The 15,756-nt window shown below is 54.9% G+C and carries 16 protein-coding genes; 8 read left to right on the top strand and 8 right to left on the bottom strand.

Annotated elements, in window-relative coordinates:
* Positions 1-19: 19 nt before the first annotated feature.
* Positions 20-979: a D-2-hydroxyacid dehydrogenase family protein gene (locus JOE25_RS00180; protein ID WP_209632214.1), complete on the top strand. Its 960-nt coding sequence runs from the start codon at positions 20-22 to the stop codon at positions 977-979.
* A gap of 79 nt (positions 980-1,058) precedes the next feature.
* Positions 1,059-1,991: a tRNA dihydrouridine(16) synthase DusC gene (dusC, locus tag JOE25_RS00185; RefSeq protein ID WP_209632215.1), complete on the top strand. Its 933-nt coding sequence runs from the start codon at positions 1,059-1,061 to the stop codon at positions 1,989-1,991.
* Positions 1,992-2,071: 80 nt separating this feature from the next.
* On the opposite strand, the gene JOE25_RS00190 is transcribed toward dusC, so the two are convergent.
* Positions 2,072-2,833, bottom strand: a complete 762-nt coding sequence (locus tag JOE25_RS00190) for an arylamine N-acetyltransferase (RefSeq protein ID WP_209632216.1) — start codon at positions 2,831-2,833, stop codon at positions 2,072-2,074.
* Positions 2,834-2,908: 75 nt separating this feature from the next.
* The gene (locus JOE25_RS00195; protein WP_209632217.1) at positions 2,909-3,847 is read right to left on the bottom strand and encodes a LysR substrate-binding domain-containing protein; all 939 of its coding nucleotides are present in this window, start codon (positions 3,845-3,847) and stop codon (positions 2,909-2,911) included.
* Between the two features lie 81 nt (positions 3,848-3,928).
* Here JOE25_RS00195 and JOE25_RS00200 point away from each other — a divergent pair, with 81 nt between their 5' ends.
* Positions 3,929-4,789 carry a DMT family transporter gene (locus JOE25_RS00200; protein ID WP_348539648.1) on the top strand — a complete coding sequence of 287 codons (861 nt, stop codon included), beginning with the start codon at positions 3,929-3,931 and terminating at the stop codon, positions 4,787-4,789.
* Positions 4,790-5,051: 262 nt separating this feature from the next.
* Here the strand turns inward: JOE25_RS00200 and JOE25_RS00205 are convergent, their stop codons facing one another.
* Positions 5,052-6,344: a flippase gene (locus JOE25_RS00205; protein WP_209632218.1), complete on the bottom strand. Its 1,293-nt coding sequence runs from the start codon at positions 6,342-6,344 to the stop codon at positions 5,052-5,054.
* 153 nt (positions 6,345-6,497) lie between these two features.
* Here JOE25_RS00205 and JOE25_RS00210 point away from each other — a divergent pair, with 153 nt between their 5' ends.
* Positions 6,498-7,352 carry an ATP-grasp fold amidoligase family protein gene (locus tag JOE25_RS00210; protein WP_209632219.1) on the top strand — a complete coding sequence of 285 codons (855 nt, stop codon included), beginning with the start codon at positions 6,498-6,500 and terminating at the stop codon, positions 7,350-7,352.
* Between the two features lie 13 nt (positions 7,353-7,365).
* On the opposite strand, the gene JOE25_RS00215 is transcribed toward JOE25_RS00210, so the two are convergent.
* On the bottom strand, positions 7,366-8,268 hold the full coding sequence (locus JOE25_RS00215; protein WP_209632220.1) for a LysR substrate-binding domain-containing protein: 903 nt from the start codon (positions 8,266-8,268) through the stop codon (positions 7,366-7,368).
* 112 nt (positions 8,269-8,380) lie between these two features.
* On the opposite strand from JOE25_RS00215, the gene JOE25_RS00220 reads away from it, so the two are divergent.
* Positions 8,381-9,160: a 2OG-Fe(II) oxygenase gene (locus tag JOE25_RS00220; protein WP_209632221.1), complete on the top strand. Its 780-nt coding sequence runs from the start codon at positions 8,381-8,383 to the stop codon at positions 9,158-9,160.
* Positions 9,161-9,199: 39 nt separating this feature from the next.
* On the opposite strand, the gene ansP is transcribed toward JOE25_RS00220, so the two are convergent.
* Positions 9,200-10,663, bottom strand: coding sequence for an L-asparagine permease (gene ansP, locus JOE25_RS00225; protein WP_209632222.1), 1,464 nt, complete (start codon positions 10,661-10,663; stop codon positions 9,200-9,202).
* Positions 10,664-11,108: 445 nt separating this feature from the next.
* Positions 11,109-11,546 carry a PACE efflux transporter gene (locus JOE25_RS00230; RefSeq protein ID WP_130379645.1) on the bottom strand — a complete coding sequence of 146 codons (438 nt, stop codon included), beginning with the start codon at positions 11,544-11,546 and terminating at the stop codon, positions 11,109-11,111.
* A gap of 133 nt (positions 11,547-11,679) precedes the next feature.
* On the opposite strand from JOE25_RS00230, the gene JOE25_RS00235 reads away from it, so the two are divergent.
* Positions 11,680-12,573, top strand: a complete 894-nt coding sequence (locus tag JOE25_RS00235) for a LysR family transcriptional regulator (RefSeq protein WP_209632223.1) — start codon at positions 11,680-11,682, stop codon at positions 12,571-12,573.
* Positions 12,574-12,651: 78 nt separating this feature from the next.
* Positions 12,652-13,275: a LysE family translocator gene (locus JOE25_RS00240; protein WP_209634116.1), complete on the top strand. Its 624-nt coding sequence runs from the start codon at positions 12,652-12,654 to the stop codon at positions 13,273-13,275.
* Between the two features lie 127 nt (positions 13,276-13,402).
* On the opposite strand, the gene JOE25_RS00245 is transcribed toward JOE25_RS00240, so the two are convergent.
* Together JOE25_RS00245 and JOE25_RS00250 are read right to left on the bottom strand one after the other, a co-directional pair.
* Complete coding sequence (locus JOE25_RS00245) at positions 13,403-13,966, bottom strand: DedA family protein (RefSeq protein WP_209632224.1); 564 nt, start codon at positions 13,964-13,966, stop codon at positions 13,403-13,405.
* A gap of 50 nt (positions 13,967-14,016) precedes the next feature.
* Positions 14,017-14,697 carry a DJ-1/PfpI family protein gene (locus JOE25_RS00250; protein ID WP_209632225.1) on the bottom strand — a complete coding sequence of 227 codons (681 nt, stop codon included), beginning with the start codon at positions 14,695-14,697 and terminating at the stop codon, positions 14,017-14,019.
* 91 nt (positions 14,698-14,788) lie between these two features.
* Here JOE25_RS00250 and JOE25_RS00255 point away from each other — a divergent pair, with 91 nt between their 5' ends.
* Complete coding sequence (locus JOE25_RS00255; RefSeq protein ID WP_209634118.1) at positions 14,789-15,733, top strand: GlxA family transcriptional regulator; 945 nt, start codon at positions 14,789-14,791, stop codon at positions 15,731-15,733.
* Positions 15,734-15,756 lie beyond the last annotated feature (23 nt).

Raw genomic sequence — 15,756 nt, forward strand, 5'->3', positions numbered from 1 at the left:
TTGATCCCTGGAGCCTAAGATGAAACTAAAATGTGCCATTCTTGACGATTATCAGCAGGTCGCGCTCAACATGGCGGACTGGTCCGCCATCGCTGACCGGGTTGAGGTGTTCGCAATCAATCAACATTTTACCGATGAAGCGGAACTGGCAGTGCATCTGCAGGACTGCGACATTCTGGTGATCATGCGTGAGCGTACGCCGATGACGGCGACATTGCTGGCTCGCCTGCCCAAATTGCAGCTATTAATTACCTCAGGTATGCGCAATGCCTCGATTGATCTGGCCGCAGCAGCACAGCGCGGGGTTGTCGTCTGCGGTACCGACAGCGGCTCTGCAGCGCCGATGGAGCTGAGCTGGGCATTATTGCTTGGGTTGGCTAAACATCTGGTGCCGGAAAATGACGGTCTGCGGCACAACGGGCCTTGGCAGCAATCGCTGGGTGTGACGCTGCAGGGTAAAACGCTGGGTCTGCTGGGGCTGGGCAAGATTGGTCGTCAAATGGCCGTGGTGGCGCACGCTTTTGGTATGAAAGTGCAGGCCTGGAGCCAAAACCTGACGGCGGACAAGGCCAATGAGGTTGGCGTTACGCTGGCGGGATCAAAACAGGCATTGTTTGAACAGAGCGACTTTGTGTCCATTCACCTGGTGCTGAGTGATCGCAGCCGTGGGCTGGTTGGTCAACAAGAGCTGAAGGCAATGAAAAAAACCGCGTATCTGATCAATACGTCACGCGCAGCGATTGTCGATAGAACCGCGTTGATTGATGCGTTACAGCATGGGCAGATTGCCGGTGCCGGGCTGGACGTATTTGAGGTTGAACCTTTGCCGGCCGATGACATTTTCCGCCAATTGCCCAATGTGTTGGCGACGCCGCATTTGGGCTATGTGGCTGACAGCAACTATCAAACCTATTTCCGCGAGGCGCTCGAGGACATTGTGGCGTTTCTCGCCGATGAACCGATACGCCGTCTGAGCTAGACGCTTTTATTTCCCTGGATGCTTGTCTGATACTGGGGTTCGCCCGTATCATTGCGCGTCTTTTTTAGCAGGGGTAATCATGCGCGTATTATTGGCTCCGATGGAGGGCGTTCTCGATTCTTTGGTGCGCGAATTGCTCACCGAGGTGAACGACTACGATCTGTGCATCACCGAATTCCTGCGCGTGGTTGATCAACTGCTGCCTGCCAAATCTTTTTACCGCTTGTGCCCAGAATTGCATCACGCCAGCCGCACACCGTCTGGCACCCTGGTGCGCATTCAACTGCTGGGGCAATACCCGCAGTGGTTAGCGGAAAATGCTGCGCGTGCGGTCGAACTGGGCTCTTACGGCGTCGATCTTAACTGTGGTTGCCCGTCGAAATTGGTGAACGGCAGCGGCGGTGGGGCGACGTTGCTCAAAGATCCTGAGCTGATTTATCAGGGGGCTAAGGCCATGCGTGCGGCGGTGCCAGCTCACTTGCCGGTGACGGTAAAAGTGCGACTGGGGTGGGACAGCGACAGCCGCAGCTTTGAAATTGCCGATGCGGTGCAGCAGGCCGGCGCCACGGAGCTGGCGGTACATGGCCGCACTAAAGAGGACGGTTACAAGGCGGAGCGTATCAACTGGGCGGCGATTGGCGAGATCCGCCAGCGCCTGACCATTCCGGTGATCGCCAACGGCGAGATCTGGGATTACCAAAGTGCGCAAGACTGCCTGCAAACGACGGGCTGCGATGCGGTAATGCTCGGACGCGGCGCGCTGAATGTGCCAAATTTGAGCCGGGTAGTGAAATACAATGAACCGTGTATGGCCTGGCCGCAGGTGGTGCAGCTACTGCAAAAATACGTTCATTTGGAAAAGCAGGGCGATACCGGTTTGTACCACGTGGCGCGCATCAAGCAATGGCTGGGGTATTTGCGTAAAGAATATGATGAAGCGACTGAGCTTTTCGGTGAAGTGCGCGCACTGACCAATTCAAAAGATATCGCCCGGGTGATTTGCCGCTCGTAATAGTCTACACCCGCCAACCAAGCCTACACCAATACCTCGCGTAGGGGCGCTGCAGGTTGCGCCCGCGTTAGCTCAGCGTTTCAGTCGTCCAGATCAATCGAGAAATAGCGTATTAATGCTTCACGGCGTTCTTCTTCCGAATGCAGCGTCGACTCCCGACGGTGGTGATCTTCGGTGATAATCAGTTTGTTCTCGCTGATGGTCACTCGGCCGTTTTCCGTGGCGTGGGAGCACACCAGTTTCTGGGTAAAATGCGACTGCGGCGAGGTGCTGTGGTAATGGCACATGTCGGTAAATTCGTCGAGTTGGCGTTTTTGCAGGCTGAAACGGTAGAGCGTTTTGGCATGCGAGCGCTGATCGCCATTGCGACGCTCCAAAAAATAAACCTCGCCTTCCTGTTCCAAATGGAAGGTGCCGGTGCTTTGTGGCTGTTGCTCGGCCGTCGTGATCCTTAGCGGGGTCAGGAAGGAATCACCAAATCCCACGTCCACCAGATAGGGCTGATCCAGCTCGACCAGCAGTGCCATATGATCGAACGGCGGGCCAAAACTGCCGTCACGGGCGCGGATCTCGCCGGAAATAAAATGCACGCTAAAGCCAATGTCCTGCAGCAACAAAGCAAATAGCCGGTTTAGCTCATAACAAAAGCCGCCGCGGTTGTGTTCAACAATTTTACTGAACAGCGCCTTCTCTTCCAGATGAATGCCCTGATGATAAATAATGCTCAGGTTTTCAAAGGGAACCTTGAGCATATGACCACGGTGTAATTGTTGCAGCGTCGGAAGGTCGGGTTGGGGGATGCCTGCGAATCCAATATGTTGCAGGTAACGTTGTCTGTCCACGGCGTGTCTCACAGCAGAAAAATTGAACATAAAATAGTTGGATTTGGCAACGTTGTGGGGGCAATAAGTGCTATGTCAGAACGCCGGGGATTTGCCGGCGGCCTGCAGCAACAGATTTACCCAGCGGCGGGTGGTGGCGCTAACGAACGCGCTGTCTGCCCAGCAAAGGCGATACTGGTAGGCGGCAGGCAATTGCCGACCCTCGTCAAACACCCGCACCAGCTTGCCGGTGGCCAGCGCATCCTGCGCGACGGCCAGGCTTCCGAGTACAATGCCATTGCCTTCTATTGCTTCCTGCAGCGCATGACCGACGCTATTGAACGTGAGAATGCCGCGCGGCGCCGTAATACCCTCACCAAAGGCCATGAACCAGTCTTGCCAATTGGCGATCCCCAGCCCCTGAGCATCTTTCCACGGTGAGTGAATCAACTGCGATTGGGCGACATCTGCAGGGGTGGCGAGTTTAGGGTGTGCAGCGAGAAATGCTGGGCTTGCCAACGGCGCGAAGGCATCGGCGAGCAGCTCACGGGAGTGTGGCGGCGGGGTGCGCGTTGGACTGTAACGAATGGCGATATCCGCTTCGCCATTGGCCATATCGCGCAGGCTTTCATTGGCGTCCAGCACCAGCGAAACATCAGGATCGGCACGGCGCAATGCCGGCAGGCGCACTGCCAACCAGTGGCTGGCAATCCCCAGCGTACAGGTCAGTTTCAGTGTTTGCTGTTGCTCTGGCCGAACGCGATCGCTGGCTTTTTGTAGCAGCGTCAGTGCACGGGTAACGTCGATCGCTAGCCGTTTTCCCGTCTCATTGAGCGCAACGGCGTTACCTTTACGGTGAAATAGCTCGACCCCCAGCTCGTTCTCCAGATGGCGTATCTGGCGGCTGACCGCACCCAGTGTCACGTTCAACTCTTCTGCGGCCTCGGTAAAACTGGCGCAGCGCGCCGCAACCTCGAATGTATGCAAGGCCTTCAGCGATGGCAGACGTGGTTGAGCGTTCAGCTTGAGTTTCATTCAACCATATTGCCAATCTATCGATGTTCCACAAGTGATTTTTTGCATACTTTTGAGGCAAAGGTTCAAGAGGAATACGACGTGGATATACTGATGGGGCTGGCTGCCGCGCTGTGCTGGGGCGGTACGGATTTTTTGGTTGGGATTAACGCCAGATCGGTGGGGGTACGCAGGGCAGTATTTTTTTCTCAAGCGATCGGCTTTGTGATTTTTACTGCGTTGCTGTTGGTCTCAACGTCACCTGTCTTTGTGGCTTCAGGCGCAGTTTGGGGGTTGGCGCTACTGGCTGCCGGTTTGATGGTGAGTGGTTCGTTAGCCTTGTCACAGGCCTTTGCCATCGGCCAGGCGGCGATGGTGGCTCCACTGGTCACCTGCTATGGCGCTGTCACTACGTTGTTGTCGTGGATCAGTGGAGAACAGCTTACTGCGTTGACGCTGGTAGGGTTGGCGATCTGCCTATTGGGCGTAATGCTGACGGCGATAAGCCCAGGGCGGCAGCCGGGCCACCGGTCATCATCGTTACCGGCAATCGTCTTCGCGTTGCTCGCCGCGTTCTGTTACGGCACGGGGTTCTGGCTGCAAGGAAAATACACGCTGCCGGTATTGGGTCCCAGCGTTAGCCTGTGGCTCGGTTATACCCTGGGGTTGCTGGCTCTGCTGACGCTAACAACGCAGCGGCGAGCGCTGGTGTCGCGACCCGATTGGCGGCAGGCCGGGTTGCTGCTGGCAGCCAGTTTGCTCAACCTGGGCGGCTTTAGTGCATTTTCCGTGGGCGCCAGCGGCGGATCGGTGGCTGTAGTTACCGTGCTTAGCACCCTGTCCGGCGGTATTGCCGCACTGCTCGCGGCGCTGTTATTGCGCGAACGGCTCTCCGTTTTGCAGTGGGTGGGGGTCTTTACGGTATTGGCCGGGGTCGTGGCGCTGCACGTGAAATCGAGCTAGTTTGCCGCCTATCCGTTTTCTCATTTGGGTCATGGCCGTGCGTGATAAGCGATTGACGCGCCTATTATAATGCCTGCGCCCACAATAATAATATGCCTGTCCGGGAGACCCATATCGGCTTTCTTTCTCGCATGCACCGGGCGCAAACTGCCCCATAAATTAGATATCATGCAGATAAATGTGCGGTTGCGCTGTCGAGCAGCTGACGCCCCTTAAAGGCGCGCCTCGGCAGTGGGCCGGGGGCACCCAAGGCCCAGGACTTTCAACCGGCGTGCTGGGAGCGTCTGAAATAGGTCAACGGATTCAGCGAACGCAGGTGCAGTTGCAATACCACGCCGCGGCGGAAGAGGTAGTTGAGAACGGTCAACGACAACAGCTCAGTCAGCAAAGTGCTGTAGGCGGCGCCCATCATGCCGTACTGACGGATCAGGCAATACGACAGCGGGATATTGATGACAAACACCAGGAACATCTTCTTCGACAGGAAGCCGTAACCGGAGAACATCACAATGTATTTGTAGGCCAGGGTACCCAGCGCGGAAAGCAGGGTGGCAACCGCCAATACCCCCATAGCAGGATAAGCGGCTAAGTATTGTTCCCCGTACAATAAGACGATCACCGGTTTGCCGAGCAAGACAATGCCGGCCACGATCGCGGCGGAGATCGCCAGCACCAACCCATTCAGTTTGGCTGCGGTACGCATGGCATCATTGCGGTGATAAGCAAATATTTTGGCGAAAAACGAGGTGATAACCGCATCGGTGACAAACATCCAGGCGGTTGCCAGGGTAATGGCGACGGAGTAAATACCCAGCGCTTCGGCGGAAACAAACCACATCAGGAACAACTGCGCCAGTCGGGTATAAATGGCGATGGAAACATTGGATATTGCCAGCGGCAGGCCACTGGCGAGCAAATAGCGCACATATTTACGCCGAACGCGCCCAGGTGCGATAAAGCGCGGATGGCGGCGGTGGTACATGTGGTGGCGAATCAGATAGGGGATCAAATAAACCATCACAATCGGGATCGCCAGGTAATACAGGTGCAGATCAAAATACACAATCAAATAACGCACCAGCAGCGCACTGCCCAGCCCGGCCACGTTGGCCAACGTATTGAAGCGCGACTCCAGCCGGGCATCATGGTAAATGGTGAAGACGTCTCTCAATGAGAAAAAGCTGGCGACAAAAGTGGCGGCACAAAAGTAGAAGGTAATGAAGTCTTCTCGCAGGCCGGTGTAAATCAATATTGCTGCAGAGAGCACGATGAAACAGCCTTGGCGCAGCCGATTGGTGGAGAACATCAGCGCAGTTCCAGAGCCTGGATTGCGGCTAATTCGCTTGAACAGAACGGTATCGGAACCCAGTAGCGCCAGCGTTTGGGTAATGGCGAAAATGGCGGTAGCAAAGGTGATCTTGCCGAAGCTTTCCGGGCCAATATATCTTGCCATATAGGCGGTGATGAATATCACGCCCAAGATGGACACCATCTTTTCGGATATCATCCAAAACGCATTGCTCACTATCCTGATATCTATGAAATTTAATTTCATTCGCGCTTTCCCTGTCGCATCTTTTAATAGGAATTATCCGATTATTTCCTTAACCTCTGTAGGGATGACTCGCAGGGTTTTATAATTGAGATGCTATAACCGGAGTGTCAGAAGCATTTCTACGTATGCTATGTTCATGGAAGAAAGAGAAGAATGAGAAAACTCGTAAAACGACTCTATCGGGCCGCGCCCGATTTTATTTATTATCAAGTCAGCCATTACCTTGTCCACGGCTCTTTTGTTAACTTCAAATCCCCAAAGACATTTTCAGAAAAAATCTATCGACGCATGCGCTATCCGCATAATGATTTCAGTATGTTAGCGGATAAGATGGCGGTCAGGGAGTATATTGCCCAGCGGGTGTCGGATAAATACCTAACGCCTATTATTATGGCGACGCCTAATTTCACTGAACAAGACTATCTTTCTTTGCCACAATCATTTGTTATCAAAACAAATAATGCGTCACAACAAGTCAAGATAGTGAAAGATAAAAGCACGGTATCCTATCAAGATATTGCGAATATTCTTAAGCAATGGTCTGCAATAACCTATTGGAAAAGGTATCGAGAAAAGCACTACGCAAATATTCCGCAGCAGGTTATCGTCGAAGAGCTGCTGGATATTGAATGTGACGGTGAATTGATTGACTACAAGGTGCATGTATTTAACGGAAAACGGCCTTACGTGTTTGTCGAATTGCTGCGTGGTGGCCCTGAGCCGAGCTCGCTGGAGTTTTTAGATGAGCATGCACGCCATTGCTTTTTTACTCAGGCAGACATTCCGCAAGTCAATACGCTGTATGAAAAACCGGCTTTCTGGGATGAGATGATTCAGGTCGCTAAAGCGGTTTCCGCGGATTTGGACTATTGCCGCGTCGATTTTTATCTCACACGTGAGCAAATATACATCGGCGAATTGACGCTTACCCCAGGTGCTGGCAACGAAGTCTATTTGCCACGTGCCACCAATCTTCTGCTGGGCGAGATGATGTCTAAAGCGTGGTGATCCTTGTGGCAGGTTACTGCCCGCCGCCTGCAGGCGAGATGCTCTGTAGCCACGCAAGAAACTCAGCTGCTTTGGGTTTTTCCAGCGTACGTTGAGGATAAACCACGTAATAGGGCTTGCTGAGCGGTAGCGCCGGTTCTGCCAGCGGCACCAATGTCCCCTTGGCCAGTTCCCGCTGAATAAGTTGTTGCTGGCCAAGTAAAATACCCAGGCCTTCCACAGCGGCATCTATTGCCAATGAGGTCAGGTTATAGGTCAGGCCACGTCGCTGTGGCGGAGGCAAGCCGGCTGCGTTAAACCATTCATGCCACCCCGGCAGGAACTGGCTTTCCTTACCCCAATCGACATGGATCAGCGGCTGGTGCGTCCAGTCGCCAGCCGCCTGCAACTGCGGGCTGCACACCGGTTGAACAGCGTCCTGAAACAAACGCACTTTTTCCAATAGCGGGTAGTCTTGATCGCCAAAACACAGGGCAAAGTCTGCTGTTGAGCTGGCGAAGTCCACTTCGCCGTGGGTAGCATGCAGCCGGATATCGACCTGCGGGTGTTGCGTCAGCCAGCCCCCAATCACCGGGTTTAGCCATTTTGATGCCAGTGCCGGTAGGGCAAATAGCGTCAGCGTCTCCTTGCCTCGCTGGCGATCGACATGCTGCTGCGCGATACGCAGTGTCTCAAATGCCTGCTGCACGTACGCCAGGTAATCCGCGCCCTGTTCGGTTAGTGTTACGCCGCTTTTGGCTCGGGTGAACAGCAGAATGCCCAGGTGCTGCTCAAGCTGGCGGATTTGCTGGCTGACGGCGGCGGCGGTCAACGCCAGGCTGTCTGCCGCTTTGGCTAAGCTGCCGGTGCGAGCGGCGGTTTCAAAAGCCAGAATAGCGCTCAGTTTGGGCAGGCGGCTACGGGTGGGTGCGTTCATGGCAGTTATCGCTAAGAATTGGTTAACATATCCTTAACGCATTTTTGTTATTACGGCAATGTGACATTCGCTACAGTGGGGTTATCCGGCCTAATGCCAACAGGAGCCTCTGATGCAACCACTCGCTCATATCATTGATTTATCCGCCAACCCGATTGGCGACGCCGCTTTTCAGGCTCGCTGTAAAGCGACGCTGGATACGTCCGGGGCGCTGGTATTGCCGGGCTTCCTGACGGCAGCGGCCTTGGCAAGGGTGCGTCTGGAAGGGGCGCAGAACAGCCATGCTGCGTTTTACGCAGCCAGCAAGCATAACGTCTACCTCAAACCACAGGACGAAACGTTACCGGCCAATCATGCACGCAACCGGCTGGTTGTTTCATCCAAAGGCTGCATTACCGACGAAGAGATCCCGGCTGAGTCACCGTTGCGCACGCTGTACGACGCACAACCCTTCCGTGACTTTCTCTGTGCGGTACTGGAAGAGCAGCGCCTTTACCCTTACGCGGACCGGCTGTCTTCTATCAACCTGCATTATGCCCACCGAGGACAAGAGCTGGGTTGGCATTTTGACAATTCGTCGTTCGCCATCACGCTGCTGATCCAAAAACCCCAGGCCGGGGGGCGCTTTGAATATGTGGAAAACTTGCGTGATGCCGATCGTGGCGAGATGAATTATGCCGGTGTTTCCGAGGTATTGGACGGTGAGCGGGCAGCGAAGCCGCTGACGATGGAAGAGGGGGATTTGGTGCTGTTCCGTGGGCGCAATGCCATGCATCGCGTCACGCCGACGGAGGGGGATACCACCCGGATGCTGGTGGTCCTGGCCTACAATGCCCAGCCGGATATTGCGCTGTCGGAGAGTGCCAGAATGACTTTTTACGGCCGATTGTAGAGATAAAAAGAACTGCCCCGAAAGGGGCAGTTCAGCGGCTTAGTGGTGAGCGTCTTCGTGTGCTTGCTGTTCCAGTTTCACTTCCTGCGCGCGTTTGCGCAGGCCGAACCAGCCCAGCGTCAGTAACACCGCCAGTACCGGAATGGTGGCAATAGTCCAGGTGCCGTTCGGGTAGTCAAACGCCATCATGATTACGACCGCCAACAGGAACGCTAGCGTCAACCAAGAGGTGACGGGCGCGCCAGGCATTCTGAAAGATACCGGCTGGGCGCGGCCTTCACGCACGGCTTTACGCAGGCGCATCTGGCACACGATGATAAATGCCCAGGAAGCGATAATGCCCAGTGACGCGATGTTCAGTACGATCTCAAATACCCGCGAAGGCACCAAATAGTTCAGCAAAACGCCAATCACATAGATGCCGCAGGTCACCAGGATACCGGCGTAGGGCACTTGCTGGCTGCTCATTTTGGCCATGAATTTCGGCGCTGAACCGCCCATCGACAGCGAACGCAGGATGCGGCCAGTGGAGTACAGGCCAGAGTTGAGGCTGGAGAGTGCGGCAGTCAGTACCACGATGTTCATGATGGTGCCGATATAAGGCACGCCCAGCTTGCTGAAGAAGGTCACGAACGGGCTTTGTCCCGCCTGGTAGGCGTTCCATGGCAGCAGCAGCACCAACAGAACAACCGAGCCGACATAGAATAGACCAATGCGCCAGATAACGCTGTTGATAGCCTTTGGCATCATTTTGGCCGGATCCTTGCACTCACCGGCAGCGGTGCCGATCAGCTCAATCCCGGCGAAGGCGAAGATAACCCCTTGGACTAACACCAGCGCAGGCAGTAAGCCATGTGGGAACATGCCGCCGTTTTCGGTAATCAGGTGCAGGCCCGTGGTGTTGCCCGCTACCGGGGTGCCTGTACCGAGAAATACCACGCCAACCACCAGGAACAACGCGATGGCGACGACTTTGATCAGCGCAAACCAGAACTCCATTTCGGCAAACCACTTCACGCCGATCATGTTCATGGTAGCGACCACCCCAAGGGCGCAGAGTGCGAACAACCACTGCGGGACGTCGGCGAAGGTGCCCCAGTAGTGCATATACAGCGCCACTGCGGTGATATCGACGATACCGGTCATCGCCCAGTTGAGGAAGTACATCCAACCAGCGACATAAGAGGCTTTTTCGCCGAGAAACTCACGGGCGTAAGACACAAAACTGCCGCTGGAAGGGCGGTGCAGAACCAATTCGCCCAATGCGCGCAGAATGAAGAAAGAGAAAATACCGCAAACCAGATACACCAGCGCCAACGCCGGGCCGGCCAATTCCAGGCGGCCGCCGGTGCCGAGGAACAAGCCGGTACCGATCGAACCGCCGATGGCGATCATCTGTATTTGCCGATTGCCCATGCTTTTGTGATAACCGGATTCATGGGAGTCTAACCATCGTCTTCTGGCTGCGTGTTTGTCATGCGCAGACTTTTTATTTGATTGCATCATCCGTCCTGTTTACCTGTCTGTAGAGTTACCCTGCTCTGGTTACAGAGCAAACGATTGCTATTGCCAATCGTTATAAGAATGAGGTCATGGCATCATTCTGTTGTTTATTGTGTATACAAGCCGCCATTAAATAACGGCGGAGCATGCTACCTTTTCTCTGTAAAGGTGGCAAAAATTCCTGCGTATAAATCGTGAGCAATTGTGTTTGTTTTTTGCGCTATATATAAAAGAATATATTATTCAATAAGATGGTGGATTTTATCAAGACGGAAATAACGAGGAATAAAAAGTGATTAAAATCACACAATAATAATTACCGCGCAAACTACAGGGTGTTTGGCTTATTTATTCGCGATGAGAAAAAAGGGGGGAATAAGCGTCTCCCTGCCTGCGGCGATATTCTGGGCAGGCAGGGAGCAAAGGGGGGATTAACGGCTAATTCTTAAGCTGACTCGCCGGCTGGCAGTGCCGAGGTGGGCAGCCCGAAGATTTTGTCGAAGGCCCAGTTAAATACAAAGGTATAACAAGGGATAATCACGATCAGTGCCATATCCAGCAGTAGCGCCTGCCAAAGCGTAATCCCCATCCACCAGGCGATCAGCGGGATCAGATACACCACCAGCGTTAATTGAAAACCGATGGCATGCAGAATACGGCGTTTAAGCGTACGGCCGCGTGATGCCTGGCGGCTTTCCCACAGTTCAAACAGCGAGTTATAAATAAAGTTCCAGCTTACGGCGATCGTCGTGATGATCACGGCCAACGGCCCGGTGCTGCTTGGCGCATTGCCGGAAAGCAGGGCTAATCCGAGTGCGGAGATCGTCATGCCGATAATTTCATAGGCGGTGACATACACCAGTTTGCGTTTAACGCCCTGCATTACTTATCTCCTGATCCTGACTGAATTTTTGGCTTTGCGGTCGGGTGACCTTTTGCCGTCTGGCGAGTAAGATAGCGTCAATCATATTGATAGAAAAAGTCAGGAGCTGTCAGTTTTACTGACAGGTAATGCAATGAATTTTTCCAGCGATAATATTGAGCTGTTTCTGGCGGTATTGGATCGCGGTTCGTTTTCCGCTGCTGCTCGCTCACTGCGCCGCGTGCCTTCTGCGGTCAGCATGGGCATCGCCAACATGGAAGCAGAGTTGGGGTTTCCATTGTTTGACCGTTCGCACCGTGAACCCGTACCGACGCCGTTGGCATTGGCGTTGGCACCGCACGCGCGGCTGATTGCCGACCAGCTTAAGCAATTACAGAACCATGCTATCGAGCTGTCGCAAGGGTTAGAGAGCACGTTATCAGTCGGTGTCGCCTCGGACATCAATAGCAGCGGTCTGCTGGTGGCGATCAAAACGCTGGCTGAACGCTATCCCCTGCTGAATATCGAAGTGCTGACGGCCCCGCAGGATGATGTGCTTCATATGCTGCACCAGGGCAGGGTGGGTGTCTGCCTGGCGTTTGGTGGCCTGAATATTAACAGCCAGGAACAGTTTCATTTCGTGGGTGCGGAATCGTTGGTTGCCACACTTTCGCCACTGCACTCATCGCTGAACGGTGTGGCGGATGAGCTGTTTCTCGAGGATTTGGTCAACGTACGGCAGATTATGGTGGCCAGCCGCGACCTGCCTATTGCCGATCTGCGGCCTCGCGTGGCGGAGTCTTACTGGCGTACCGACAGCCTGCCGATGGCGCTAAGTATGGTTGAGGCCGGTTTGGGTTGGGGGAATTTTCCACTGTCGCTGACTGCACCTTTGTTGGCGCAGGGGCGTCTCATCCGGTTGAAGTTCAAAAATACCAAAAATGAACTGCGCTTGCCGATGCATCTGATCTGGTTAAAAAGCCGACCGCTGGATAAGGCCGCCGGTGAACTGGTAGCGTTGATGCGTGATATGTCGCAAACAGAATAATTCCCGCTATCTCATTGCTTTTATTTTCATCGCTGCGCTACTTTGAGCAATGGGATGTCAGGGGGCGCAGAAAATATGATGAGCGAAACGGCATTATCGGTATTAAGCATTAGTGGGGCGATTACGCTCGGGGCGATGAGCCCAGGGCAAAGCTTTGTTCTTGTCGCGCGTACCGCCGTTGCCTCTTCGCGCCGCGACGGTATGGCGGTTGCATTGGGCATGGGCGTCGGCTGTTTTATCTTTGCGCTCATCGCCCTGCTGGGGTTGCAGTCACTGCTGCTGGCGCTGCCGTGGCTCTACACCACACTTAAAGTGTTGGGGGGTGCTTATCTTATCTATCTGGCCTGTAAAATGCTGCGAGGCGCCAACCAGCCGCTGAGCGTAGAGGCGGTTGGTGAGCAACACCTGGGGTTCCGCAAGGCATTTACCACCGGCTTGCTGACGCAACTGGGCAACCCCAACACCGCCATTGTATTTGGCAGTGTGTTTGCCGCGTTGCTCAGCCATAAAATTTCGCCGGTGATGTATGTCGTGCTGCCAGTGATCGCACTGACGATCGATGTCGTGTGGTATGCCTTCGTGGCATTTGTCCTGTCGTCACCGCGCCCGCGGCGCACTTATCTGCGTTTTAAAGCCGGGTTCGATCGGCTCGGTGGCGGTGTGCTGGCGCTGCTCGGCCTGAAGCTGATGCTAAACCGATAGTGCCTTGCCCGCTTGAAGTGGCATCTTGGCTTGCTGCCTGCACTTACCCCGATCACGTACTCTGTGTACGCTCTCGGGGGCGGTTCGTCGCCGCCTCAATGCAACGCCAATTATGTTGGGTATAGCCTTAATCGGCATGGCGGCGGCGCCACCAAAACCGTAGCAGCAAGATAGCGGCGATCACCAGTGCGCAAAACAGCACGCTGGTGAGTCGTTTGTCGAAGCCGGAAATAAAGCGGGTAATCGCTTCACCACCGAAATACCCCAGCAGTACAAAGATCGTTGCCCACAGGATGGCACCGAGAATGTTCAGCGGCACAAAGCGTGACGGCGGCAACTTGCTGGCTCCGATCAACACGGGCCCGATAATGCGGAAACCATACATAAAACGAACGCCAATCACGAACAGCATCGGGTGACGAGCTATCAATTTTCTGGCCCGTTCGATACGTTTTTCCTGGCTTTTCATGCGTGAAATCACCCGTCCACCAAAGTGGCGGCCGAGGAAAAACAGCACCTGATCCCCCAGTGTGCCACCCAAGGCCACGACGGCAATCACCCAAGGTAAATGCAACAGTCCCTGATGCGCGGCAATGCCACCGAGCAGCGTGATGGTCTCGCCTTCGGCCAGGCAGCCGATGAACAACGCCCAATAGCCGTAGTCCGTAATATAATGGGCTAAATCCGCCATCCTGATTCCCTATGTCTATAACACATAAGGTTTAGTATACGCCCTGTGGACTAACCGCGGGAGGCAATCTGCGCCACCAGTGCCTGACGTTGCCGCAGGCTGTCAGCCATTTGTGCCTGAACGCGCGCCAGAATATGCGCAGGTGCCAGCTCAGATGTTCCCCCGAGGAACGGCGGCGCCGGCGCGTATTCCAGATACAGTTGAATCGTCTGCGCGGTTTCCTCATCATGCAATTCGGCGATCAACGCCAGGGCAAAGTCGATACCGGCGGTTACGCCGCCGCCACTGATCACGTTGCCGTCGCGTTCTACCCGTGCGTGGCTGGGGATGGCGCCAAACAGCGACAGGCTGTCGCGCATGGTCCAATGACAGGCTGCGCGTTTGCCCTTCAACAGACCCGCCGCGGCCAGGATCAACGAGCCGGTGCAGACCGAGGTCAGATACCGGGCATCGGGCCCCAGGCGGCGGATCTGGCGCATAAAGTCGTCATTCTGTAGTGCCTGGGTGCAACCGGCACCGCCGGGCACGCAGAGTACGTCGCAGCGAGTCACCTCTTCGAGCTTCTGTAATTGGGTAAAGTGCAATCCTTCAGCGCTGATATCTGCGCCACCGACTGAGGCGACGACAATCTCTGCGCCTGGCATGTGCCGTAAAAACTGCAGTGGGCCGGTAAAATCGAGCTGGGTGACGCCCTGATAGATCGGAAAAACAATCACTAACGGTTCAGACATGATATTCGCCTCAGTTTTATCATTTAACTTGGCTCATAATAGTCGCCCTGTTTTTGTCTTGTATGACATATAACCCTCAAAAAGCGCCATGATGAAAAATATCGGCTTTGTGGTTTTCCCCGGTTTTAACCTGCTGGACTTTGCTGGGCCATTGGCGGCGTTCGATAACGCCAATCAGTTCACGGCGACCCCGGTTTATCGCTGTGTGCCGTTATCAGAACTGGGGGGCAGCGTGATGAGTTCATCGGGTGTGGAAGTGCTTACGCACCCGTTCGACGAGGGGCACTTCGACACCTTGTTGGTTGCGGGGGGAAGCGGTAATGTCGTCGCTGCGCAGTCTGCGGCGTTGCTGGCGTTTTTGCACCGGCAAAGCCATCAGGTACGGCGTATGGCCAGTGTGTGCACTGGGGCATTTATTCTGGCCGAAGCAGGCTTGCTGGACGGTAAGCGAGCGACCACCCACTGGTACCATGCTGCACGTTTGCAGCAGGGTTATCCGCGCATCCGCGTTGACAGTAATCGTATTTATATCCGCGATGGCGCGGTCTGGACTTCCGCCGGGATCACTGCCGGTATCGACTTGGCGTTGGCGATGGTTGAGGAAGATCTCGGCAGCGAACTGGCTGCCAACGTGGCGCGGCAGCTGGTGGTGTACCACCGTCGCCCCGGAGGCCAGTCGCAGTATTCGCTGCTGTTGGAATTGAACCCGTCCTCAGATCGCATTCGCAGCGCGCTTTCTTATGTTCGCGAGCATCTGCATCACCCCCTGACGGTGTCGGGGTTGGCTGATGCCGCCTGTCTGAGCGAACGTCAATTTGGACGGCTGTTCCGCGCAGAAACCGGCCAGACGCCGGCCAAAGTGATTGAGCAACTGCGGGTTGAGGCGGCCAGAGTGCGGATTGAAGAGGGCAGTGAAGCGCTGGAGTCAATTGCTCGCGCCGTGGGTTTTAGCGATCCCGAGCGCATGCGGCGGGCATTTATTCGCGTCTTTGGCCTGTCGCCGCAGGCGATTAAGCGCCTGAGCCGCGCCGGTTAAATTATCCCGTCGCGCCCTGGTGG

Origin of the sequence: Serratia sp. PL17, assembly GCF_017832355.1 — a bacterium.
Classification (GTDB): Bacteria; Pseudomonadota; Gammaproteobacteria; order Enterobacterales; family Enterobacteriaceae; genus Serratia.

Excerpts from the sequence above, each read along its gene's own strand:
- JOE25_RS00235 (WP_209632223.1), top strand. The coding sequence starts at position 11,680 with ATGAATTTTTCCAGCGATAATATTGAGCTGTTTCTGGCGGTATTGGAT.
- JOE25_RS00215 (WP_209632220.1), bottom strand. The coding sequence starts at position 8,268 with ATGAACGCACCCACCCGTAGCCGCCTGCCCAAACTGAGCGCTATTCTG.
- JOE25_RS00210 (WP_209632219.1), top strand. The coding sequence starts at position 6,498 with ATGAGAAAACTCGTAAAACGACTCTATCGGGCCGCGCCCGATTTTATT.
- JOE25_RS00255 (WP_209634118.1), top strand. The coding sequence starts at position 14,789 with ATGAAAAATATCGGCTTTGTGGTTTTCCCCGGTTTTAACCTGCTGGAC.
- JOE25_RS00180 (WP_209632214.1), top strand. The coding sequence starts at position 20 with ATGAAACTAAAATGTGCCATTCTTGACGATTATCAGCAGGTCGCGCTC.
- ansP (WP_209632222.1), bottom strand. The coding sequence starts at position 10,663 with ATGCAATCAAATAAAAAGTCTGCGCATGACAAACACGCAGCCAGAAGA.
- JOE25_RS00220 (WP_209632221.1), top strand. The coding sequence starts at position 8,381 with ATGCAACCACTCGCTCATATCATTGATTTATCCGCCAACCCGATTGGC.
- JOE25_RS00250 (WP_209632225.1), bottom strand. The coding sequence starts at position 14,697 with ATGTCTGAACCGTTAGTGATTGTTTTTCCGATCTATCAGGGCGTCACC.
- dusC (WP_209632215.1), top strand. The coding sequence starts at position 1,059 with ATGCGCGTATTATTGGCTCCGATGGAGGGCGTTCTCGATTCTTTGGTG.
- JOE25_RS00205 (WP_209632218.1), bottom strand. The coding sequence starts at position 6,344 with ATGAAATTAAATTTCATAGATATCAGGATAGTGAGCAATGCGTTTTGG.
- JOE25_RS00245 (WP_209632224.1), bottom strand. The coding sequence starts at position 13,966 with ATGGCGGATTTAGCCCATTATATTACGGACTACGGCTATTGGGCGTTG.
- JOE25_RS00195 (WP_209632217.1), bottom strand. The coding sequence starts at position 3,847 with ATGAAACTCAAGCTGAACGCTCAACCACGTCTGCCATCGCTGAAGGCC.
- JOE25_RS00240 (WP_209634116.1), top strand. The coding sequence starts at position 12,652 with ATGAGCGAAACGGCATTATCGGTATTAAGCATTAGTGGGGCGATTACG.
- JOE25_RS00230 (WP_130379645.1), bottom strand. The coding sequence starts at position 11,546 with ATGCAGGGCGTTAAACGCAAACTGGTGTATGTCACCGCCTATGAAATT.